We start from the raw sequence: 19,987 nt of genomic DNA on the forward strand, positions 1-19,987 counted from the left end.
ATATTTTCCAAATAGTCAATGATAATAGAAAATTTTAGTAGATTAATAAGTATAAAAGAAGAAATAAATGATTAAAACTATGTTTTTATGCAAAATAAAAATATGAAGATTAGTATTGTTAAAAACTGGTTTATATGATAATCTGACTTTAATAAAAAGAAAGCGCTTTCTTGCAGTTTAGGTTTACTAAACCGTAATACACCTTTTTCAGGGGGAATTAGGAATGAAAGAATTAGATGTGATCACTTTTGGGGAACCGATGACCATGTTCTATGCAAATGAAGCAGAACCTTTACACGAAGTTAAATCCTTTTCCCGAGCGATTGCGGGAGCCGAATCAAACGTAGCTTGCGGATTGGCGCGTCTTGATTTAGATGTTGCTTATATGACGAAACTTGGCAACGACAGTTTCGGTAAGTTCATCATCGGAGAATTGAATAAAGAAAAAGTCGACACGACAGGTATCCGTTTTACAAGTGATCACCCGACAGGAATGCTAATCAAATCTAAAGTGCTGGATGGAGACCCAGAAGTGGAATATTTCAGAAAAAATTCAGCAGCTTCTACTCTGGAAATTGACGACTTCTCGGAAGAATATTTTCTGCAGGCTAAACATCTGCATGCAACAGGTATCCCATCCGCATTATCTGAGAGCTGCCATGAATTTACCGTTGCTGCCATGAAATTTATGAGGAATCAAGGAAAAACCGTTTCATTTGATCCAAATTTACGGCCTAACCTATGGCCGGATAAACAAAAAATGGTGGATTGCATTAATCAGCTAGCTTACATTTGTGATTTCTTTCTTCCAGGCATGTCTGAAGCGGAAGTTTTAACAGGACTCCAAACACCTGAGGAGGTGGCCGAATTTTATTTTAACAAAGGAGTTAAAATGATCGTCATCAAGCTTGGAGCAGAGGGAGCCTATTATAAAAATGCGAATGAAGAAGGGTATATTAAAGGATTTGTACCCGAAAAAGTCGTTGATACAGTAGGGGCCGGCGATGGTTTTGCCGTCGGGGTGATCAGCGGCTTGCTTGAAGGTATATCCACGATGGAAGCCGTTATTCGGGGTAATGCGATTGGCGCACTGCAAGTCATGTCTCCTGGTGATATGGATGGTATGCCCAGCCGGAAAAAATTACAGGACTTTATTGAAAGCCAGAACAAACTATTAAACGTTGATTGATCGATAACTGCAACCAGTTAACTCCACAACTAGACTTCCAATTACAAATAATCATAAATTTGATAATGAAGTGGAGAGATTGTGATGAGAATAAAAGCCGCAATAGAAAAAATCCCTGGTGGCATGATGGTTGTCCCGTTGTTCATAGGTGCTTTGATACATACTATTTTTCCTGACACAGCAACCTTCTTTGGTGGATTTACAGGTGCGATGCTAACGGGTACCGCATCGATACTAGCCGTCTTTTTCTTTTGTGTCGGAGCTACGATAGATGTTAAGCAATCCGGGTATATTGCAAGAAAAGGATTTACGTTGCTTATCGGTAAAGTCGTTTTTGCGGCATTATTAGGATATGGTGCAGCTTTGCTTCTTCCAGAGAATGGGATTCAAACTGGTCTCTTTTCCGGTCTTTCGGTTTTAGTGCTGATAGCGGCTTTTAATGAAACGAACGGTGGTCTTTATACCGCACTCATGACAAAATTGGGCAGAACGGAAGATGCTGCGGCATTCCCGTTCATCAGTATTGAAAGCGGACCGTTCTTCACGATGATCATCCTCGGTGTTGGAGGCCTTGCAACCTTCCCATGGCAAACAATTGTCTCTACATTGATTCCATTTGCAGTCGGGATGATTGTAGGGAATATCGATAAAGAGTGCCGGGAATTCTTTGGACAGGCCGTACCGGTCCTTATTCCGTTCTTCGCATTGGCTCTAGGATTCGGGCTGGATTTTGGCATGATCTTAAAATCCGGATTCATGGGTATTTTAATGGGTGTTGCCGTCGTCTTCCTTTCCGGAGGTGTCTTATATCTGCTGGACCGTTACGTTACTGGCTCCGATGGTGTTGCTGGGGTCGCGGCTTCTTCAACAGCGGGTGCCGCAGTTGCTGTACCTTTCATCATTGCCGAGTTAAACCCGCAATTTGCTCCTGTAGCAGAATCGGCAACAGCAATCATTGCGACAAGTGTATTGGTGACAGCAATCCTAACACCAATGCTGACGATGTGGGTTGCCAAGAAACAAGAAGAAAGAGGGATTCCGCAGCGAAGAAGCATGAAACCAACTATTTTGAAAGATCCGAATGTGACTTCCATACAAAAAGCGAAGTAAAAGTAAAATGTAAGCGTTATCCAAAAAGCAACCGGGGTTATTATCCCGGCTGCTTTTTTGTGATATATGCACACTGGTGTTAAAATAAGGAAATAATTAAAAGGAATGTAAATGCCAATTCCTATCAAGGAGGCTTACATGAGAAAGGTCGAGGTTGTTCTATATAAGAAAGAATGGTCAAAGCTATTTCATGATGAATGCCAAAAATTAGAGGATATTTTCGGGCCTGAAATGATAGAGTTATACCATATTGGCAGTACGGCCATACCGGCCATCCATGCCAAGCCAGTAATAGATATTTTGGCAGTGGTTAAAGATGTGGAATGTGTGGCTGATTTTAATAAAGAGATGGAAGAGATAGGGTATGATGCCAGGGGCGAGAACGGAATTGCCGGACGACGGTTTTTTCGTAAAGGCGGGGATGATAGGACGCACCATATTCACATGTTTGAAAAAGGACATGAGGAAATAGCCAGACACCTCGCTTTTCGGGATTATTTGCTATCACACCCTGATGAAGCACAAAAATATAGTAGGCTGAAGCAGCGCTTGGCAGCGGAATTCCCAGATGATATTAAAGGATATGTTAACGGGAAAAATGATTTTATCAAAAAGGTTGATGAAAAAGCGAAACATTGGGCGAAGCGTGGTGATCATCATGTTAATGAAGTGGATTAAATGCCAAGTGAATGAGGAAAACAAGCGTTCATTTTCAAAAGCACAAGAGGGATGGGGAGAATTGCGTCATTGTGCTGGTTTCATGGGTCAAATCGGAGGGTGGAATAGTTATGAACCCTTTGAAGCAGGCATTCTCTCCGTTTGGAAAAATCTCCATGCCTATCAAAGTTTCATGCAGCATCAGCATGATGCAATATTCGGGAAGAGTGACCAGGGAAGTACTTATACAAATATTTCTGTCGATATATTCGAGAGTATTTTCAATATAGGAACAACAGACATTACAGCTTTTTTTGGCAAGGGGAAATTACTGCGAGTGGCTGACTGTTCTGTTGAAAAGGATAAACGAGCCCGTTTTGAGCAGGTGCTAAAAGAAGTAGGGAGCAAGGGCATGCTGTCTGGCGCATTCGGTAGTAAAAGGCAAAACGGCAGATACCTTGTCGCCTCAATATGGGACAGTGAATTTTCACATCAAAGGTATGCGGATAAGGAATTGCCTGCCCTGATAAACGAATCGGGAGTGAACGTTTCAACCCATCGCATTACAGGGAGTTTAATTGAATTGCATCCAAAGTGGGTGGTCATTTAGAATCAAACATTATCAATCTATCAATTGAGGCTATGGCGTCTTGAATTTGAACGTTAAGGACATATCAGAGCTCTAAATATATTCTACAGAAGGTGATTACAAATGAAACTAGATAATGATTCACAGTACATCAGGGGCATCTACCTGAATAGAGATCGAATATCTTCGTATGACCATTTCCCTCTTGATCTGCCGGTTATCAAGCACCTTCAAGAAGTTGCTTTTCATCCCAGTGTTACCTATGTCATCGGGGAAAATGGAATGGGGAAGTCCACCTTGCTTGAAGGTATTGCGATTGCGTATGGCTTCAATCCGGAAGGCGGAACGTTAAATTTCAATTTCTCCAATTATGATTCACATTCCAATTTGGACGAATACCTCCGTTTGAAAAAAGGCGTATACAAACCGAAGGATCATTTTTTCTTTAGGGCGGAAACCTTTTATAATTTAGCTACGAATATAGAGGAATTGGACAGGGAGTCATCGTTTGGGTCGAAAATCATCGATTCCTTCGGTGGAAAATCGCTACACCAGCAATCTCATGGGGAATCGTTTTTTTCTGCTTTTGTAGAACGATTTCAAGGCGATGGATTGTATATCCTCGATGAGCCTGAAGCTGCTTTGTCGCCATTGAGACAAATATCGATGCTGGCAAGGATAAATGAGCTTGTTCAACAAGGTTCCCAATTCATCATTTCCACCCATTCCCCGATCATCATGGCCTACCCGGATGCTAAAATCCTCCAAATTTCAGATGAGGGAATGAGTGAGGTGACATTAGAGGAGTCCAATCACTATTTGTTAATGAAACAGTTTTTTGAAGATAAAGATCGGCTTCTTCATCATCTATTTCAATGAGATTTTAGCATCTCCATGAAAAGCAACTAAGGAAAAACCCCGTCTGCACTGCACATACGGGGTTTTCATTTTTTTGGAATTCCTTGTTGACAGCTTAGGTGTATTACGGGTATAGTACATCTATAAGGTGTATGAACCACTTAGTACATACACGTATATCAGGCTTTTTTTAATAAATAGGGGGTGGTTTTAATGAACGTAAATACCCGGGAACCGGTATATCTGCAAGTCGTTAGGCATTTTAAAGAACAAATAGCCATTGGTAATTTCGTGGCTGGACAGGAAATTCCCTCGCGAAGAGAACTGGCGGCTTCACTTAATATAAATCCCAATACCGCTCAAAAAGCGTATAAAGAAATGGAGGAACAGGGCTTGATTCATACAGAACGAAATTTCCCCAGTCAAATCACGACGAATGAAACGATACTACAGGCTGTAAGGCAGGAATTGATTTTGGCAGCCGTCGATACGTTTGTCGATGCGATTCGTCCGATTAATGTACCGGTTGATGAACTGCTTCGTGTGGTTAAAGAAAAATACTCGGAAGAAATAAGGGAGGAGGAAGAACAATGATAGAAGTAAAAAAGATCTCCAAGAATTATGGACGGAAAAAGATCTTGGATGATGTTTCATTTACAGCCAATAAAGGCGAAGTCACTTGTCTGATCGGGATAAATGGTGTAGGTAAAACGACTACACTCAAAGCGATCATGGGATTGACGCCATATAAAGGTGAAATCCTGATCGATGATCAAAAGATGACAAAGGACAGTTATGAAAAAATCACCTTCATTCCGGACGCACCGACCATGCTCCCGCAAATGACCATTAAACAGGCAATGGTTTTCATGTCGGATTTCTATACGTCCTGGAATCCGGAAAGAGCTAACCAGCTAATGGGGTTTTTCAAGCTTAAAGAGGAGAATCGCATTTCGGAATTGTCAAAAGGGAATACAGCTAAGCTTAACCTGATGCTTGGTTTGTCCCTTGACGTCGATTATGTACTGATGGACGAACCATTTTCGGGAATTGATATGTTTAGCCGCGAGCAAATTGCCGATGTCTTTGCGAGCCACCTGATTGAAGATAGAGGAGTCATCATCACGACCCATGAAATCGGTGATATTGAACATTTGATCGATAAGGTCATTTTATTGGATAACGGTACAGTGCTTAAAGAGTTCAATACAGAAGAAATGCGTGAAGAGGAAGGGAAATCGGTAGTCGATGTAATGAGAGAGGTGTATCAATCATGATGCGATATATAAAACTAGTGAACTTTGAAATCAACCGTTTCAGTAAAATCTATCTTAGCTTATTGTTGATAACCTTGGTTTCGCAATTTGCCGGAGTGATCTTCGTAACGAAGAGCCTTCTTAAAGATGCCAGGGAAATCATGAAAGAAGAAAGACTATCTGAAGCTGCTTATATTACCAATTATGGAGGCATTGATTTTAACCATATTGCCAATACCCTCTTGTTTGTAGGACCGATAGCGCTTAGTGCGGTTGCCCTTATTTTTTACATTTTCCTAATTTGGTATCGTGATTGGTTTGGAAAGAATACGTTCATTTATCGTCTATTGATGTTACCGACATCCAGATTATCGATCTACCTTTCCAAAGCCACGGCCATTTTCCTGATGGTATTAGGGTTGATTGCTTTCCAAATCATCATTTTACCAATGGAAAATGCCCTATTTAATTCGAATGTGCCGGAAGCGCTCTTGAATGAAATGTCAATTTCTACTATCTCGAAAGCCAATCCAGTTTTGTCATTGATCATCCCAAGCACGTTCACGCAATTCCTGCTTTCCTATGGCATTGGTCTTATGATTATGTCGATATTATTCACGGCGATCATGTTTGAAAGAAGTTTCCGCATAAAAGGAATCATTTTTGGTTTGGTATATTGCGGACTCGCTGCTGTGTTGTTTTTAGCTCCAGTTTTAATGGAAATCGGGAATTTCTATTTCTATCCTAATGAATTATTTGGCCTGCTGCTCGCAATAGGGATCATTTTGACAGGATTATCGGTTTGGCTTGGTGCATGGTTATTGAAAAATCGCGTTACCGTATAACAACAACTTTAAAGGAGAGTGAACAAAGTGAAACGTTATTTATGCAGCATCATTATTGGAATGGTTGTCATCTTAAGCATTGGGACCTATTATGTCAAAGTAGCTTCCTCCGCTTCCAGCCTTCCAAAGTATACGTTCAAGACACTGGAAGGCAGCGATAAAGAGCTTGATCCGGTGATCATAAATGCTACGCTTCAAAATGGCAGTAATTTTTATGAACCATTAACAATTGAATCCAATACAACGACATATGAAAGCGAAAAGTCTTACTTGGAGAACTTAACTGGAAGACAAGGTCATGAAATTGAAAGATTGGTAAAAGAACATCGTTCATTTATGCGTGGCAAAGATTCCATTAGTTCTTTATATGAAGACGATGATTTTCTTGCTTACGCTTGGGTGAATAGCGATATTACGAATAACGGGAAAATGGAAGCAAAGTTTGATATCGGTTTACTGGAGAAGAAGGACGAAGAGGAAACTTCGTTCCAAATTGAACTTCCGAATCAAGACAGAATCATGAATACTGAAGTCAGGGATGTGCAGTTGGTCCATTCAAAACTGCAGGTTTTAACGATGAATGAAGTGAATTCCAACAATGAGAAGCAAACAAAAGAGGTTCATCTGTATACGATCGATGTAGCCAATAAAAAAGTCTTGAGCGATAAAACCCTTGTATCTGAATCCTTTACTTACCCTAATCAAGTTGATTTTGAGATGCCAATTGATGGTGCTCCCTCACAGCCAAACAACATGGTTTTAATTTCATTAATTAAAGGAGTAAATCATGAGGAGGGTCCCTTTGAGGAAAAACTAAAGGAAAGCAAGCTTTTATCTTATAATTATGAAACGGAAAAATTAGAAACGGTTAAAAAAGGATCACTTAGCCTGGACATGGCAAGATCAGGATATGCAGACGGGAAAAACCTTTATGCAGTTGAAATGAAATCAGGTAAATATCGCATTAAAACGTTTGACCTCAGCAGTCAAACATTAACGAATGACACGGAACTGGATATAGCTGCTAATAAAAAGGAACAAGACTTCGCTGCCATTAAGAACGGGCGTGTGTACTTCCTATTAGGGAACGAAGTGGATCAAGACGTTTTAACAAACAAGCCTGCCAAACTTCTGATTGCAGATATAAAGACTGGAAAGACTTTATATAAAGGTGAAACAGTCATGAATAAAAAGAACAGCAAAAGTTTTGAACTTATTATCGGTGAATTGGAAATAAAATAAGGACCTACTATAGCTAGAAGCTGTTAAATGAAAAGGGATATCCTCCAATAGGATATCCCTTTTTCATTTAAATGGAAGCCAAGTTCGTTCTGGCTGTACGTTCCTTCTTACCGTGCAAGAAGTAGTAAAGGAAGGAGGTTAAGATGACCAAAACGCCCAAGATGACATAAAGTGTGCTGTAACCTGTTACCGGAATGATGAATCCCAGAATATAAGGGCCGAATCCAAGTCCTGCATCAAGCATGATAAAGAAGGTGGATGTTGCCATCCCCATTCGGTGAGGCGGTGTCAGTTTAACGGCAATCGCCTGCGAGCTTGATTGCATATTACCGAATCCGAGGCCAATGAGGAAACCAGCTGCCAGTAAAGTGAAACTATTTGTTGTCATACTTAGAAGCAGCAAGCCGACTCCGAAAATAATGAAAGCCGGATACATAATGAAGTTCGATCCTTTCCTGTCCATCAATGGTCCTGAGAAAGGACGTGATAACAATACGGCTACTGCGTATACTACAAAGAAGAAGCTTGCCGTATTGACCAGATCAATTTCAATGGCATAAAAACTGATGAAAGAAAGGACACTGGAATAACAGAATGCCAATAATAGAGTGATGATTGAGATGGGCAGTGCCTTAGGTTCAATGAAATTGGAAAGCTTGAATCCTTTGCTTTCCGTAACTTTGGCCGTCACTTTCAATGCCGGGACATACAGGAAGAATGCTGTAATCAGGGAAATCACCCCTAAAGCCAGGCAGAAACTGAAAATGACTTGGAAGCTTGTATTTTGAGCCATAAACAGACCGATGAAAGGACCGATAGCCGTCGCAAGTGTTGCGCTCATGCTGTAATAGCCGATGCCTTCTCCCTTTCGAGTTGCCGGGATGATCTGGGCGACGATCGTGCCTGTCGCAGTACTAGCCATCCCCATCGCCATCCCATGAATCAGGCGGTTAACAAGCAGGAAGCCAATTCCAAGGTCCACAAAATATAGAAGTGTTGTCAAAGTGAAAAAGATCAAGCCTATGAATAATGTTTTCTTCCGGCCGATTGAATCAATGAAACGGCCGATGAATAGACGTCCGATTAACGTCCCGATAATAAAAATACCCGATATGAGTCCGGCTTCACTTGTAGAAGCATCCAATTCATTAACAGCATAGATAGCAAGTGTCACCATCAGTAAATAAAAGATTAATGTGATGAAAAAATTGATGGACGAAACGATGACAAAGTCCTTCGTCCACAGTCTGGCTCTGGATTGATCCATTTTATTATCTCCTTACTTTATAATGTTATTTCTTATTTCGCCCATGATGCGTATGGCTGCAAGTTGTTCCTCATCAGTGATTCCTTGCAAGATATCCTGTTCGTATTGATCGATTGTCACGCGGACTTCACTGTAAATTTTTTTGCCAAGCTCCGTAAGCCGCATTCTTTTCTCGCGTCTATCTTTGCTTGGCACATGCTCGACATACCCCAGCTCTTCCAATCGGCTAATGGTCCTAGTAATCGTTGGTTTTTCCACACTTTGATAATTGGCAAGCTCTACAAGCGTCGCCGAACCATTATTGATTAAGAAATGTAAAATGGACCATTGCGCCCTGTGTAAATCATGCTTATTCAGCTGGATATTAAGATTATTTTCAAACGGCCGGTACAGCAGTAATAATTGCTGAAAGAATTTTTGGAAAGTCTTTATCAGAAACACCTCTTATCAATATATAGTTATCGTGAGTAATTGTTACCCTGAGTAACTATAATACCAAAACAAATCCATTCTGTCCAATCGGATATGTATTGTTTAGTTAAATCAGGTTTTTAGTTAAAATGAATGGGAATATAGGAATAGGAGATGATGTGAAGCATGAATAAATCTATGATCGCGTTAATTGCCACAGTAACAATGCTAACTGCTTGCAATAATGACAAAGCGGATGAAAACGGGGAAAAATCTGTCCAAACAACAGATGAAAATCAAACCCAAACTGAAAATGAACAACAAAAACAACCTTCGCAAACAGAAACTCAAACAAGTCATAATCATGAGAAGTGGTCTTCTTTGCCCGAATATGACAAAATCATCGAGCAAATCGGCAACGAAGACTATACTTTCAATAAGGAAACGGATAACGATGGTAAACGAGTATTCCTTATTGAATTGAACGGTGAAAAACAATATAAAACCGTTTTCGTCAAAAATACCAATCGCCTGAAAATTATCAAAATAAATGGCGGCGGAGAGGTTTATGACGGAATCTTAAAATAAGTGGACCTGCGTAAGTGTTGGTTTTGATAAAGGGGTCGGGGGGAAAGGGCTGTAAACCTTTAAGGTTATCACACTCCCTATCATAGAGGGCGAGCGAGTGGGTCTGCTGCTTCCCGGCATCATGTTGATGAGATCACTAGAAAGTTAATGGGCAGAGGATTTGCCATCCTTTATGCCGACAAACATTAATTGCCGGTGGGAAGGATCATTATGCTGTATATTTCGAAGATCCCGATCGGAGGAAGAACGAACTCGCGGCCCCTTAATCATACGCAATAGTTGGCATAGCTATAATGGCCGTTATGTCCATCTTTCCCTTTCTCTGGTTCGGGTTCTGGGCCAAGTGAAAAGGCCTCGATCAATATAAATGCACCGAAAACTTGGGTCCAGCTGCCGAGTAAAAGAATTTGTTCTCCCATCCGTCGTTTTTCGTTTAAAATGAAGATATTTCCGACCGATTCCAAAAAAGAACCGGCTGCAATGAGTCCATTTCCCTTGATTTCAAAAGAGCGTGAAATGGACTCCTCCGTCAATGATGCCCCGAATGCTTCAAATGCGGCACCAAGTCCTTGGATTCCACTGCCAAGTGCATCGGTTCTGGTGCCCTCTTCCTCTGAACCACTCAACTGCATATCTATTCCAACTGCATTTGCGATATTGCCAATAGCCTCAAGCCAAGCACCGAATATGAAATAGGTTTCCGATCGTTCATTATCCGAGTTCAGCATTTTCGAACGGCCGATTGCTTGCAGCGAATTTCCAAAGGCCTCAATGCCATTCCCTTTGAGGACAAGATCTTTTCCGAGGTTAGTCCCCGTTAAAGTTTGCCGGGTTTGCCCGATTGCACCTACAAGTGTGCCGATGCCAAGTAACCATGCTCCTGAAATAAGGAGGTCATCTCCATGAGTGATCATATCTCAAACGCTCCTTAAAAGTGGTTAGATTATATTATTCAGGAAACAGTGTTTGTTTACATATTGCTTTAACACTGTAAGCTCGGGTTGAAAATTAACCATTTATTGGTATAATGACAGCTGGAGGAGATGATATTGACATTTAGCAATTTTCTACAAATGATTATCACTGCACTTTTCTTTATCGTTTTTATGTTTTGTACCTGGTACGAAGGCAGTGAAATCCTGGATAGACCTTGGGAATGGAAGTATTCCACCCATTTCACACAAGTTAATGATGATCAGAGGATGGAAGCAGATGATATTTCGAGTTTTGATTATTTCGTGTATGCCGCAAAATTCAAGCCGCTATTTCCACTTCTTATGGTCTTAGCCGCATCGTACTTTATCATACTTACGGGATATATCCTATTCAAAAGAAGGATTAAAAAAATGGCTCTATTCTTATTTGGATTGGGTATCCTTTTTCTGCTTTCAAGTGGTTTTGTATCCAATTCCCCGACTGTTGGAGGAAATATCTTTCAAGCACTTTTTCTGATAGGCGGAATGATAGCCATATTTAGTGGAGTTCTATATTATTTCCGGATGCCAAGAGGATTCAATACGTTCATGAAGTAAGCAAGGCTGCCAATGAGGCAGCTTTTTTTGTGGAAAGATGACACAAAATAACGAAAAATAATAGTCATTTCCGCGAAATTCTTAGATTGAACTTCACTGAAATGTAGTTTATAGTTAAGTCGAAATTTAGTAGACCAGTTGCTATATTACCGGCGATGAACCCTTATCGGTTGGATATAGGGTTATCCAGTGATTGAAGAATAAAGCGAAAAGGTGATAATATGTCAGGCAAAATAAAAATTGAACAGCCAAAGATTCCCCATGACTTACCCCAAGCGAACTTTCAGGAAATATATTATCAAGATGAGCCTTATCTTGAGTCCTGTATCATAACTAATTGCACGATCGATAGAGAAAATATGGAAAAAATCGTATTATCACAGATTGTTTTTAAAAATGTGACATTCAGCGATGTATCATTCAGGAATATTGAGCTGACGGATGTCATTTTTGATCATTGCGATTTGACGAATGCCGATTTCATGGGCGGCTCGATTCATCGGGTGGAATTCAAAGAGTCCAAACTTTTAGGCATTAACCTGTCTGACGCAAGTTTAGGGAATGTCTACTTTGAGAATTGCAACCTTAATTTAAGTGCTTTTGGTTATTCCAGTTTAAAGCAAGTGAAGTTCGATCATTGCTCATTGGAAAGTGCTGATTATTATGAATGTAAATTCATTAAAGTGAAGTTCGAAACATGCAGATTAAATGAAGTGAACTTTTCCCGGACACCGCTCAAAGGAATTGATATTAGCAGTTCTACATTTCAAAGGCTTACCGTATCACCAGAGGATTTAAAGGGATGCGAAGTTTCCCCGGACCAAGCTATAGTCTTTGCAGCCATGCTTGGACTGAAAATTAAAGAGTGAACCTTTTTAAGATGTAAATTGAGCTAATGGAGAGTAAACTGCGAGATCTTCAATGAAGCTGAAGCGAGGACCACCGATTTGGTGGTCCTTTTTGAGTGGGCTTGTCGCTAATTCATTGGATATTTGTGGTAAAAATAAAGAGGGTGAATAGAATTATATAGATTTTGAATAGTACGGAATGTTTGCATAAATGCAGGATATCTTAACAATATTTGTTAAGTGGAGGGGAATTGAACGTTGATTATCAATAAGGTCACTTTGTACAGTCATGTCTGGGATGAAATGCGGAGTTTTTATGTTGATGTGTTAGGATTTGAGTTATTATCGCAAACTGATGATGGTTTTGTAATAAAGGCAGGGGAAAGTGTGCTTGAAATTAAAAAATATCATCACAAAGGAAAGCCTTTTTACCATTTTGCCATGAACATACCGACCAATTTATTTACTTCGGCAAAAGCATGGGCGAAATCAAAAGTGAAATTGACTAGAGAAGATGATGATGACGAAGTTTATTTCAGCTTTTCAGACGCACATTCTTTTTATTTTTTAGACCCTTCAGGCAACATTGTCGAGTTCATATCGAGATATTCCGTATCACCCGAATCCGAGGCTGAGTCTTTTTCAGCACAAAACGTCCTGTGCATCAGTGAAATAAACATTACGACAGATGAAGTCAGGGCTTTGGGAAATCAGTTGATCAGTAATGGTGTACCTGTAAGGAAGGGTGAGGCAATAAGTGAAGATGGATTGAATTTCATGGGGGAACATGAAGCAGGTTCGTTTTTACTTTTAGGTCCAAGGAAACGGCGTTGGATTTTCTCGGATAAAGAGTCGGAAATCTTTCCGCTTTCGCTAGTCATAAATCAGCAACTGGATATTTCATTGGATGGCAAAGGATTTATGGAACTGAAAAAAGTGGAATGATGTAGATTTATAATTTGGCGATAAGCTTCGTTCGACCGATTCAATAATAGGAGTATCACTTTTGTTTAAATAAGGCTATGTTAAAATTTTGAATAAATCGTAATCATTTATGGTAATCTGATTTATTTTTAGAAGACAAAAATTCGCATACTATGGCAACGATATTAGCTGATCTTGTTAGCTCACCATTTATTCCTTCTGCTCACAAACGTAGGTTAGCTGTATATATTTTATTTTTACTTAATGAATTCTCTAAACTCATCAATATATAAAGCTACATAACCACAATTTGGGCATACAAATGCTTTAGGGTTTGCAGAAACACTAGTGAAAAGTCCTTTCTTTCGACTAATCTTTAGTCCATACATTCCGCCTTGAACATTTACTTTGCAATCATCTATCATTTCAGTTTGGCACTGATTACAAATTCTTTTCATTAAAACACTCCCTTTTCATTTAAAAACTACTTAAGTAGAAACAATCTGAAATCAATGTTTATTTTAACATAAATATCCAAAAGACCTTATTACATTTTGAATAACATGTTAATAGAAGGAAGAATAGATAACTTACAGCAGGTTTAGCAGTCTAAAAGAATTTAACAACACCATTGAAATGTTCCTAGCTGAATATAAAACTGCACCATAACCCAAGGAGCAAAGCCATGAAAAAAAGAAGTTTATTGATTGCGATGGGCGTGATCGTTTTCGGGATCATTGCCTCGATAGCGCTGGTTTCCCAAACCAAAAAGAAAGAGGTCGCCGGTAAAATGGCATTTCCTCAGCATACAGTCTATCAAGAGGGTACGATAAAACCTGACAATCTTTCACAGGAGGAAATGGATGCTGCAGTAGCGAAATTTTATGGAACCTGGAAAAATGAATATCTTAAGCAGCCTGCCAATAAAAGTGATGAATATTATATTTTTTACAATGATAAAGGATATGCAGAGCCGAAGAACGCAGTGACCGTTTCTGAAGCGCACGGTTATGGGATGATGATAACGGCAATCATGGCAGGCAGTCAGGACAAGCAGTACTTCGATGGACTTTATCGTTTTTATAAAGCGCATGGAAGTGATAATGCCCCTTCATTAATGGCATGGCAGCAAGTAAAGGATAAATCGGGTAAAATAATCAATACGACAGGGGATGCCGATTCAGCAACTGATGGCGATATGGATATCGCCTATTCGTTACTATTGGCACATCGCCAGTGGGGAAGTGAAGGGGAAATCGACTATCTTGCCAGTGCAGAGGACATCTTGGACGCGATCATGTCGAATGAGATAAATCGGTCGCAGTCCCTAGTTAAACTTGGGGACTGGGCGGAAGATAAAGATGACGCATACGGACAATCGACTCGTTCATCCGACCTTCTTCTCAATCATTTTAAGACATTTGAGGCGGCAACTGGGAATGATGAATGGAAAGGTGTTACGGATAAGGCCTATGCGATCATTCATTCGATTTATGAGGAGGAAAGCGGCAATACTGGCCTCATGCCGGACTTCATTGTACGATCCAACGGAGAGTATCAGCCAGCACAAGCTGACTTTTTAGAAGGGGAGAATGACGGCAATTATAGCTGGAACAGCAGCAGGACCCCTTGGCGCTATACGCTTGATTACTTATTGACTGGTGATGAAAGAGCGCTGCCACAATTAAAGAAGATAAATGATTGGATTAAAGCGGAAACGGATGGCACCCCTGAAAATATCCAATCCGGTTATACACTTAGCGGAAAAGCCGTGGGAATAGTACAAGCTTCGTTACTCCATTCATGGTGAGTGCCATGGTTGATTCCTCTAATCAGCAATGGATTAACCTGTTATGGAGTAGGACGATACGGGAACGAGACGATGATGACTATTTTGCCAATACGATAAAATTACAGACAATGATCGTGGCTTCAGGTAACTGGTGGGCTCCATAATACAATGGAAGTAACTAATTAAAGTTTATAAGGAGTTTGATGAGAATGATGAAGGTCACACCTTTCTTGATGTTCGAAGGAAATGCGGAAGAAGCAATGAATTATTACATATCTTTAATCGAAGGATCGAAAATAACCAGCATTGTTCGGTATGGTGCAAATGAATCAGGCACAGAGGGAAGCGTCATGCAGGCTACCTTTACCTTGAAAGATCAGGAATTTATGTGCATCGATAGCAATGTAAAGCATCAATTTACGTTTACCCCATCGTTTTCAATATTCCTTACATGTGATAGTGAAGAGGAAATTGACAGGCTTTATTCGTGCTTAACTGATGGCGGACAAGTGATGATGCCATTGGGTGATTATTTCTTCAGTAAGAAGTTCGGCTGGGTATCTGATAAGTTTGGTGTTTCCTGGCAGCTAACTCTACCAATATGAATGAAGTGAAAAAGCCACTGGATAGTGGCTTTTTTCAGTTTGGTGGCGCCGAATAACTGGCTAGCCGAGACCCCACAGGCACTTGCTTGGATGAGGATTGGCAGGCAGTCGGCGGAAAGGGAGCGGATTTCTGAAATCAACTGAATATTTTTTCAGACTGCAGAGTCCCTTGTTCCTTTTGAGGGATAAAAAAATTTTTACTTTCAAAAAAAATTTTACTGATTAATAAGGATTCCCCCCCATCAACAGCACGCGATTTATCCTCGCTGATAAGTTTTGCCTAACAAATTTCTTTGATATATACCCCATTCACTCTTATTATTTTTGAAAATTCAAACATTGGCATGCGGATTGCTAGATTAAAAGTAATATCACATAGCTGGGGACGGCAGAAAGGGGGACCATGAAACTGCGGCGGATCTGCACTTTATCACGAATGCTTCGCAGATGATGAATCAACGATATAAAGAAATCAATGTTCGTGTTACTGCCTTTTTAGATTTAGTCAATATCATTAGATAAGAGGAGAATTTCATGAAACCAATTTATTTTCTTTCTTTAATTCCTGTAATCGCCATACTTGGCGGGCCCTTTTGGGCTAATAGTATCGAACCGTATATTCTTGGCATGCCGCTATTCTTTTTCTGGAACTTTTCGTGGCTGATTTTTACCGCTTTAGTCGTTTTTATCATTTACATGCTAGATCCCAAGAATAAAGAGAGGGAAGAGAAATGAATATTGCGATCATCATTATTTTCAGTTTCCTGTTGCTGTCACTTTATTTAGGGATTAGGGCTAGAAAAGGCAGGGATATGGACCTTGAACAGTGGACGGTAGGCGGACGCGGGTTCGGTCCTTTCATCATCATGATTTTACTGGCGGGAGAGATTTATTCCACCTCCACTTTCCTGGGCTCCAGCGGGTGGGCATATGGGATAGGCGGTCCGGCATTGTACGGAACGGCGTTCGCAGCATTGGGGTACCTGTTTTCTTACTGGATTTATCCTGCTATTTGGAGCTATGGAAATAAACATAAGCTCATTTCACAAGCAGATTTTTATGTTAAAAAGTACAAAAGTCCATTATTGGGGGTACTCGTTTCAATCGTTGGTGTTTTGGCCCTGGTACCATTTTTGGTGCTGCAATTAAAGGGTCTGGGAATCATCGTTTCGACAACTTCCTATGGTTCGATATCCCCGACGGTTGCCGTTTGGATCGGGGCTGTTTCAGTTACCGTATATGTGATGATTTCAGGTATCCATGGATCGGTTTGGACAGCGGTACTCAAGGACATCATGATCGCTTTGGTTGCGCTATTTTTAGGGATTTACATTCCGCTTCATTATTTTGGCGGAATTCAGCCGATGTTCGAAGCAGTCAATGCCGTCAAGCCTGATTTCCTGACACTCCCGGATACGGGTATGAGCGCTTCATGGTTTATATCCACGATCATTTTGACGACATTGGGTTTCTATATGTGGCCGCAAACATTCGGTTCTGCTTATACAGCAAAAAGTGAAAAGACATTCCGTAAAAATGCGTTCATCCTTCCGCTTTACGGAGCATTATCGGTCGGTGCAATCTTTGTCGGTTATGCGGCCATCATAAAGGTTCCTGGGCTGCAAGGGTCGGATATGGATCTTGCGTTATTGAAGCTTTCGATCAGTACATTCGATCCTTGGTTTGTGGGCGTCATCGGGGCAGCGGGTCTATTGACCGCCCTTGTTCCTGGCTCGATGATTTTAATGAGTTCAGCGACGCTGCTGGCCAAAAACGTGTATCAGCATTTTTCTCCGTCCGCCTCGGATAAACAAATCACGACGATTGCCAAGTTGCTCGTCCCTGTTCTTGCTCTTATTGCCGTATATTTCACTTTGACTGGAGGAAATACGATCGTTGCCCTTTTATTGATGGGATACAGCATGGTGACTCAATTAATCCCATCTTTCATTGCCAGTCTCCTTAAAAAGAACTTCGTGACGAAAGAGGGTGCGTCAGCAGGCATCATTGCCGGTTTAGCTACTGTTGGATATACAACCATAACAAGCGCTGCAATTGGGACGCTTTTTCCGGCATTGCCGCATGCCATTAAAGATTTGAACATTGGTCTTGTAGCTCTCCTCATAAATGTGTTTGTAATGATTGGAGTCAGTCTTATTGCAAGGAAATTTTCCAAGGACAAAAAAGGTGAATTGGAGGCTGCTTGATTATTTGGATTTTAATAGAAAGAGGAGGGACTTGATGTTTGCAAAGATTAACGGAATAAAAATATATTTCGATGTGGAAGGGGCAGAATTAGTGCCTGAAGGGGATTCATGGAGAAAGAAGCCAGTCTGTTTCGTCATTCATGGCGGACCTGGGGGCGAGCACATTGGGTTTAAACCGTTCCTGACGCCGCTTTCGGAATCGATGCAGTTGATTTACATAGATCAGCGCGGTTGTGGACGGTCTGAGGGCGGTCCGCAATCCACATATACTCTGGAGAATAACGTGGAGGATTTAGAAGCGCTCCGAAACTATTTAGGGTTGGGAAAGGTTATTGTATCGGGACATTCTTACGGGGGGATGGTTGCACAAAAGTACGCCATTCGCTACCCGGACAGTGTGGTTGCCCTTCTTCTGATCGCAACATCGCCAAGCCATATTTTCGGAGAAGAGGCGTTGGTGAAAATAGAGGAAACCGGGACGGATGATCAAAGAAGGATGGCAAGACTTCTATTTGAGGGGACTATGGAAAAACAGCAAATGGCTGAATTCAGTATAGTCATGGAACCGCTCTATTTTTATTCATCAAGGGGAAAAGTAAGATCTGAAGCGGAAAAAGAGATAATGAGAAAGAAGAAATCGAATTTTAATTTGGAAGCGGCTAATGAAGGGGTCAAATTTTTAAAAACATTTGACTTAGTGGACCAGTTGAATCAAATAGAGTGTCCAACATTAGTGGCAGGAGGCCGTCACGATTGGATCACTCCTGTAGAGGCATCGATTCTCATCGCTGAAAAGATTCCTGGCAGTGAATTGATCATTTTTGAAAAAAGCTGTCACTATCTTTTCATTGATGAAAATTGGGAATTCATTTCGAGGATTTCTTCTTTCATAAACGAGAGGTTTGGACTCCAAGAATAAGGGGCATCGCGCAAAGCATAACCCGGCAAGAGTTAGATACTTTTAGGATAAACCGTTTGTGCTGTGAAGGAATTAATTATATATTAATCCTTGAGTACATTAATTCATGGATTAAAGTATGATGATAAGAAAAGCCCCGGAGGAGACGATCATGAAAAATATCAATACAGAACAAGAATATCGTGAACAAATCAACCAAGAGGGACTGACGGTCGGGATTTTTACGACTACATGGTGCCCGGACTGCAAACGTTTAGACATGTTCATTGGTGAAATCACTCAAGAACATCAAGACAAACAGTGGTTTACGATCGATCGTGACGAGTTCCCTGAGATTTCTGAAGAGCAAACGGTAATGGGAATTCCATCACTATTAGTATTTAAAAATGGGGAAAAGGTTGCGCACCTGCACAGTGCAAATGCTAAAACTCCAGAAGCGGTCAATGAATTTCTAAATGACCTATAAAAGATCTTGAAAAGGTGAACCCCGCATGGAGCTGTAATGAGGGGTTCATCTTTTTTTAGAAATTTTTTCTATAAATGACTTGATTTCTAAGGTGAAACGGGTTTTAATTATAGATACCGAATATCCATTATGGATATCAAATATCCACATACATAATGAAAGAGGTGAACTGATTTGCAATTAACAAAAGGGGTAGAGCAAGCTATATGCATCATCGTAATACTCTCTACCCAGGATAAAAATATTCCGCTTTCGTCTAATGAGATCAGCAGGCGATTAGAGGTGTCTCCTTCTTATTTGAAAAAAATCATAAGGAAATTGGTCGTAAAGCAGATAATCACTTCCGTTCCTGGTAATAACGGCGGCCTTACTCTTGCCAAAAGCGTAGATAAGATTAAAAACCTTGAAATAATTGAGGCGATGGAAGGTCCCATTTCGATGTTTCCGGATACAGGACTTATAGAAAAAGCGTTTAAAGATGGAGAGTATGCAGAGAAGGGAATGGATGTCCTTCGTCGGATGTTTTCTCGGGCGGATCAACTTTTAATAGAGTTCTTTTCCAGTCAGACAGTGGCGGATTTGCTTAAAGAAAGCTTTGGCACCACGGACATACCGACTCTTAATTGGAATACCGCGTCATTGAGTGATGTACTGCGTGAAAAGAAAGGTGAAAAGAAGTGAA

General features: G+C 40.6%; 25 protein-coding genes. 21 read left to right on the top strand and 4 right to left on the bottom strand.

The genetic code is table 11. From position 1 onward, the window contains the following. The first annotated feature begins 223 nt into the window (after window positions 1–223). The 9 genes from ACWF5P_RS14770 (at window position 224) to ACWF5P_RS14810 (ending at window position 7,746) form a co-directional block, all read left to right on the top strand. Complete coding sequence (locus ACWF5P_RS14770) at window positions 224–1,189, top strand: PfkB family carbohydrate kinase (protein WP_434168465.1); 966 nt, start codon at window positions 224–226, stop codon at window positions 1,187–1,189. An 84-nt stretch (window positions 1,190–1,273) separates the two neighbouring features. Then, the gene (locus ACWF5P_RS14775) at window positions 1,274–2,299 is read left to right on the top strand and encodes a 2-keto-3-deoxygluconate permease (RefSeq protein ID WP_101224826.1); all 1,026 of its coding nucleotides are present in this window, start codon (window positions 1,274–1,276) and stop codon (window positions 2,297–2,299) included. Window positions 2,300–2,437: 138 nt separating this feature from the next. After that, window positions 2,438–2,977: a GrpB family protein gene (locus ACWF5P_RS14780; RefSeq protein ID WP_434168466.1), complete on the top strand. Its 540-nt coding sequence runs from the start codon at window positions 2,438–2,440 to the stop codon at window positions 2,975–2,977. After that, a complete protein-coding gene (locus ACWF5P_RS14785) occupies window positions 2,964–3,566 on the top strand; it encodes a YdbC family protein (protein WP_434168467.1) in 603 nt (200 codons plus the stop codon). Before ACWF5P_RS14780 ends, ACWF5P_RS14785 begins: the two co-directional genes overlap by 14 nt. 102 nt (window positions 3,567–3,668) lie before the next feature. Then, window positions 3,669–4,424, top strand: a complete 756-nt coding sequence (locus tag ACWF5P_RS14790; RefSeq protein ID WP_434168468.1) for an AAA family ATPase — start codon at window positions 3,669–3,671, stop codon at window positions 4,422–4,424. Between the two features lie 192 nt (window positions 4,425–4,616). Next, window positions 4,617–4,997, top strand: a complete 381-nt coding sequence (locus ACWF5P_RS14795; RefSeq protein WP_048686641.1) for a GntR family transcriptional regulator — start codon at window positions 4,617–4,619, stop codon at window positions 4,995–4,997. After that, window positions 4,994–5,680 carry an ABC transporter ATP-binding protein gene (locus tag ACWF5P_RS14800; RefSeq protein WP_034310708.1) on the top strand — a complete coding sequence of 229 codons (687 nt, stop codon included), beginning with the start codon at window positions 4,994–4,996 and terminating at the stop codon, window positions 5,678–5,680. The genes ACWF5P_RS14795 and ACWF5P_RS14800 overlap by 4 nt, the downstream gene beginning before the upstream one ends. Continuing rightward, on the top strand, window positions 5,677–6,504 hold the full coding sequence (locus tag ACWF5P_RS14805; RefSeq protein ID WP_434168469.1) for a hypothetical protein: 828 nt from the start codon (window positions 5,677–5,679) through the stop codon (window positions 6,502–6,504). Before ACWF5P_RS14800 ends, ACWF5P_RS14805 begins: the two co-directional genes overlap by 4 nt. A gap of 27 nt (window positions 6,505–6,531) precedes the next feature. Next, the gene (locus ACWF5P_RS14810; RefSeq protein ID WP_434168470.1) at window positions 6,532–7,746 is read left to right on the top strand and encodes a hypothetical protein; all 1,215 of its coding nucleotides are present in this window, start codon (window positions 6,532–6,534) and stop codon (window positions 7,744–7,746) included. A 67-nt stretch (window positions 7,747–7,813) separates the two neighbouring features. Here the strand turns inward: ACWF5P_RS14810 and ACWF5P_RS14815 are convergent, their stop codons facing one another. Both ACWF5P_RS14815 and ACWF5P_RS14820 read right to left on the bottom strand, forming a co-directional pair. After that, window positions 7,814–9,013: an MFS transporter gene (locus tag ACWF5P_RS14815; RefSeq protein WP_434168471.1), complete on the bottom strand. Its 1,200-nt coding sequence runs from the start codon at window positions 9,011–9,013 to the stop codon at window positions 7,814–7,816. Between the two features lie 12 nt (window positions 9,014–9,025). Further along, window positions 9,026–9,445 (bottom strand): MarR family winged helix-turn-helix transcriptional regulator, encoded by a 420-nt coding sequence (locus ACWF5P_RS14820; protein WP_452445065.1) that lies wholly within the window; start codon window positions 9,443–9,445, stop codon window positions 9,026–9,028. Window positions 9,446–9,610: 165 nt separating this feature from the next. Here ACWF5P_RS14820 and ACWF5P_RS14825 point away from each other — a divergent pair, with 165 nt between their 5' ends. Next, window positions 9,611–10,012, top strand: coding sequence for a hypothetical protein (locus ACWF5P_RS14825; protein WP_434168472.1), 402 nt, complete (start codon window positions 9,611–9,613; stop codon window positions 10,010–10,012). Window positions 10,013–10,278: 266 nt separating this feature from the next. On the opposite strand, the gene ACWF5P_RS14830 is transcribed toward ACWF5P_RS14825, so the two are convergent. Continuing rightward, window positions 10,279–10,926, bottom strand: a complete 648-nt coding sequence (locus ACWF5P_RS14830; RefSeq protein ID WP_434168473.1) for a DUF6944 family repetitive protein — start codon at window positions 10,924–10,926, stop codon at window positions 10,279–10,281. A gap of 135 nt (window positions 10,927–11,061) precedes the next feature. Between ACWF5P_RS14830 and ACWF5P_RS14835 the strand changes: the two genes are divergently transcribed. The 3 genes from ACWF5P_RS14835 to ACWF5P_RS14845 all read left to right on the top strand — a co-directional run bounded on the left by ACWF5P_RS14835 (window position 11,062) and on the right by ACWF5P_RS14845 (window position 13,337). Beyond that, window positions 11,062–11,544: a DUF4306 domain-containing protein gene (locus ACWF5P_RS14835; protein WP_434168474.1), complete on the top strand. Its 483-nt coding sequence runs from the start codon at window positions 11,062–11,064 to the stop codon at window positions 11,542–11,544. Between the two features lie 221 nt (window positions 11,545–11,765). Beyond that, complete coding sequence (locus ACWF5P_RS14840) at window positions 11,766–12,413, top strand: pentapeptide repeat-containing protein (RefSeq protein ID WP_434168475.1); 648 nt, start codon at window positions 11,766–11,768, stop codon at window positions 12,411–12,413. A gap of 237 nt (window positions 12,414–12,650) precedes the next feature. Next, the gene (locus tag ACWF5P_RS14845) at window positions 12,651–13,337 is read left to right on the top strand and encodes a VOC family protein (RefSeq protein ID WP_434168476.1); all 687 of its coding nucleotides are present in this window, start codon (window positions 12,651–12,653) and stop codon (window positions 13,335–13,337) included. A gap of 236 nt (window positions 13,338–13,573) precedes the next feature. Here the strand turns inward: ACWF5P_RS14845 and ACWF5P_RS14850 are convergent, their stop codons facing one another. Further along, window positions 13,574–13,774 carry a hypothetical protein gene (locus tag ACWF5P_RS14850; protein ID WP_434168477.1) on the bottom strand — a complete coding sequence of 67 codons (201 nt, stop codon included), beginning with the start codon at window positions 13,772–13,774 and terminating at the stop codon, window positions 13,574–13,576. A 227-nt stretch (window positions 13,775–14,001) separates the two neighbouring features. On the opposite strand from ACWF5P_RS14850, the gene ACWF5P_RS14855 reads away from it, so the two are divergent. The 8 genes from ACWF5P_RS14855 to ACWF5P_RS14890 all read left to right on the top strand — a co-directional run bounded on the left by ACWF5P_RS14855 (window position 14,002) and on the right by ACWF5P_RS14890 (window position 19,986). Continuing rightward, complete coding sequence (locus tag ACWF5P_RS14855) at window positions 14,002–15,126, top strand: glycosyl hydrolase family 8 (protein ID WP_452445014.1); 1,125 nt, start codon at window positions 14,002–14,004, stop codon at window positions 15,124–15,126. 5 nt (window positions 15,127–15,131) lie between these two features. After that, the gene (locus tag ACWF5P_RS14860) at window positions 15,132–15,272 is read left to right on the top strand and encodes a hypothetical protein (protein ID WP_434168479.1); all 141 of its coding nucleotides are present in this window, start codon (window positions 15,132–15,134) and stop codon (window positions 15,270–15,272) included. Window positions 15,273–15,317: 45 nt separating this feature from the next. Then, the gene (locus ACWF5P_RS14865; protein WP_434168480.1) at window positions 15,318–15,713 is read left to right on the top strand and encodes a VOC family protein; all 396 of its coding nucleotides are present in this window, start codon (window positions 15,318–15,320) and stop codon (window positions 15,711–15,713) included. Between the two features lie 534 nt (window positions 15,714–16,247). Next, window positions 16,248–16,448 (top strand): DUF3311 domain-containing protein, encoded by a 201-nt coding sequence (locus ACWF5P_RS14870; RefSeq protein WP_063595989.1) that lies wholly within the window; start codon window positions 16,248–16,250, stop codon window positions 16,446–16,448. Further along, entirely contained in the window at window positions 16,445–17,920 is a 1,476-nt protein-coding gene (locus ACWF5P_RS14875) for a sodium:solute symporter family transporter (RefSeq protein WP_434168481.1), read from the top strand. The genes ACWF5P_RS14870 and ACWF5P_RS14875 overlap by 4 nt, the downstream gene beginning before the upstream one ends. Before the next feature lie 34 nt (window positions 17,921–17,954). Next, entirely contained in the window at window positions 17,955–18,839 is an 885-nt protein-coding gene (locus ACWF5P_RS14880; protein ID WP_434168482.1) for an alpha/beta fold hydrolase, read from the top strand. 151 nt (window positions 18,840–18,990) lie between these two features. Further along, window positions 18,991–19,305, top strand: coding sequence for a thioredoxin domain-containing protein (locus ACWF5P_RS14885; protein ID WP_434168483.1), 315 nt, complete (start codon window positions 18,991–18,993; stop codon window positions 19,303–19,305). A 174-nt stretch (window positions 19,306–19,479) separates the two neighbouring features. Beyond that, window positions 19,480–19,986, top strand: coding sequence for an Rrf2 family transcriptional regulator (locus ACWF5P_RS14890; protein ID WP_101224812.1), 507 nt, complete (start codon window positions 19,480–19,482; stop codon window positions 19,984–19,986). Window position 19,987 lies beyond the last annotated feature (1 nt).

Source organism: Peribacillus sp. NPDC055009 (assembly GCF_053608705.1).

Excerpts from the sequence above, each read along its gene's own strand:
- ACWF5P_RS14865 (WP_434168480.1), top strand. The coding sequence starts at position 15,318 with ATGATGAAGGTCACACCTTTCTTGATGTTCGAAGGAAATGCGGAAGAA.
- ACWF5P_RS14795 (WP_048686641.1), top strand. The coding sequence starts at position 4,617 with ATGAACGTAAATACCCGGGAACCGGTATATCTGCAAGTCGTTAGGCAT.
- ACWF5P_RS14860 (WP_434168479.1), top strand. The coding sequence starts at position 15,132 with ATGGTTGATTCCTCTAATCAGCAATGGATTAACCTGTTATGGAGTAGG.
- ACWF5P_RS14790 (WP_434168468.1), top strand. The coding sequence starts at position 3,669 with ATGAAACTAGATAATGATTCACAGTACATCAGGGGCATCTACCTGAAT.
- ACWF5P_RS14880 (WP_434168482.1), top strand. The coding sequence starts at position 17,955 with ATGTTTGCAAAGATTAACGGAATAAAAATATATTTCGATGTGGAAGGG.
- ACWF5P_RS14815 (WP_434168471.1), bottom strand. The coding sequence starts at position 9,013 with ATGGATCAATCCAGAGCCAGACTGTGGACGAAGGACTTTGTCATCGTT.
- ACWF5P_RS14840 (WP_434168475.1), top strand. The coding sequence starts at position 11,766 with ATGTCAGGCAAAATAAAAATTGAACAGCCAAAGATTCCCCATGACTTA.
- ACWF5P_RS14805 (WP_434168469.1), top strand. The coding sequence starts at position 5,677 with ATGATGCGATATATAAAACTAGTGAACTTTGAAATCAACCGTTTCAGT.
- ACWF5P_RS14775 (WP_101224826.1), top strand. The coding sequence starts at position 1,274 with ATGAGAATAAAAGCCGCAATAGAAAAAATCCCTGGTGGCATGATGGTT.
- ACWF5P_RS14830 (WP_434168473.1), bottom strand. The coding sequence starts at position 10,926 with ATGATCACTCATGGAGATGACCTCCTTATTTCAGGAGCATGGTTACTT.
- ACWF5P_RS14850 (WP_434168477.1), bottom strand. The coding sequence starts at position 13,774 with ATGAAAAGAATTTGTAATCAGTGCCAAACTGAAATGATAGATGATTGC.
- ACWF5P_RS14770 (WP_434168465.1), top strand. The coding sequence starts at position 224 with ATGAAAGAATTAGATGTGATCACTTTTGGGGAACCGATGACCATGTTC.
- ACWF5P_RS14875 (WP_434168481.1), top strand. The coding sequence starts at position 16,445 with ATGAATATTGCGATCATCATTATTTTCAGTTTCCTGTTGCTGTCACTT.
- ACWF5P_RS14785 (WP_434168467.1), top strand. The coding sequence starts at position 2,964 with ATGAAGTGGATTAAATGCCAAGTGAATGAGGAAAACAAGCGTTCATTT.
- ACWF5P_RS14800 (WP_034310708.1), top strand. The coding sequence starts at position 4,994 with ATGATAGAAGTAAAAAAGATCTCCAAGAATTATGGACGGAAAAAGATC.
- ACWF5P_RS14855 (WP_452445014.1), top strand. The coding sequence starts at position 14,002 with ATGAAAAAAAGAAGTTTATTGATTGCGATGGGCGTGATCGTTTTCGGG.
- ACWF5P_RS14885 (WP_434168483.1), top strand. The coding sequence starts at position 18,991 with ATGAAAAATATCAATACAGAACAAGAATATCGTGAACAAATCAACCAA.
- ACWF5P_RS14780 (WP_434168466.1), top strand. The coding sequence starts at position 2,438 with ATGAGAAAGGTCGAGGTTGTTCTATATAAGAAAGAATGGTCAAAGCTA.
- ACWF5P_RS14825 (WP_434168472.1), top strand. The coding sequence starts at position 9,611 with ATGAATAAATCTATGATCGCGTTAATTGCCACAGTAACAATGCTAACT.
- ACWF5P_RS14870 (WP_063595989.1), top strand. The coding sequence starts at position 16,248 with ATGAAACCAATTTATTTTCTTTCTTTAATTCCTGTAATCGCCATACTT.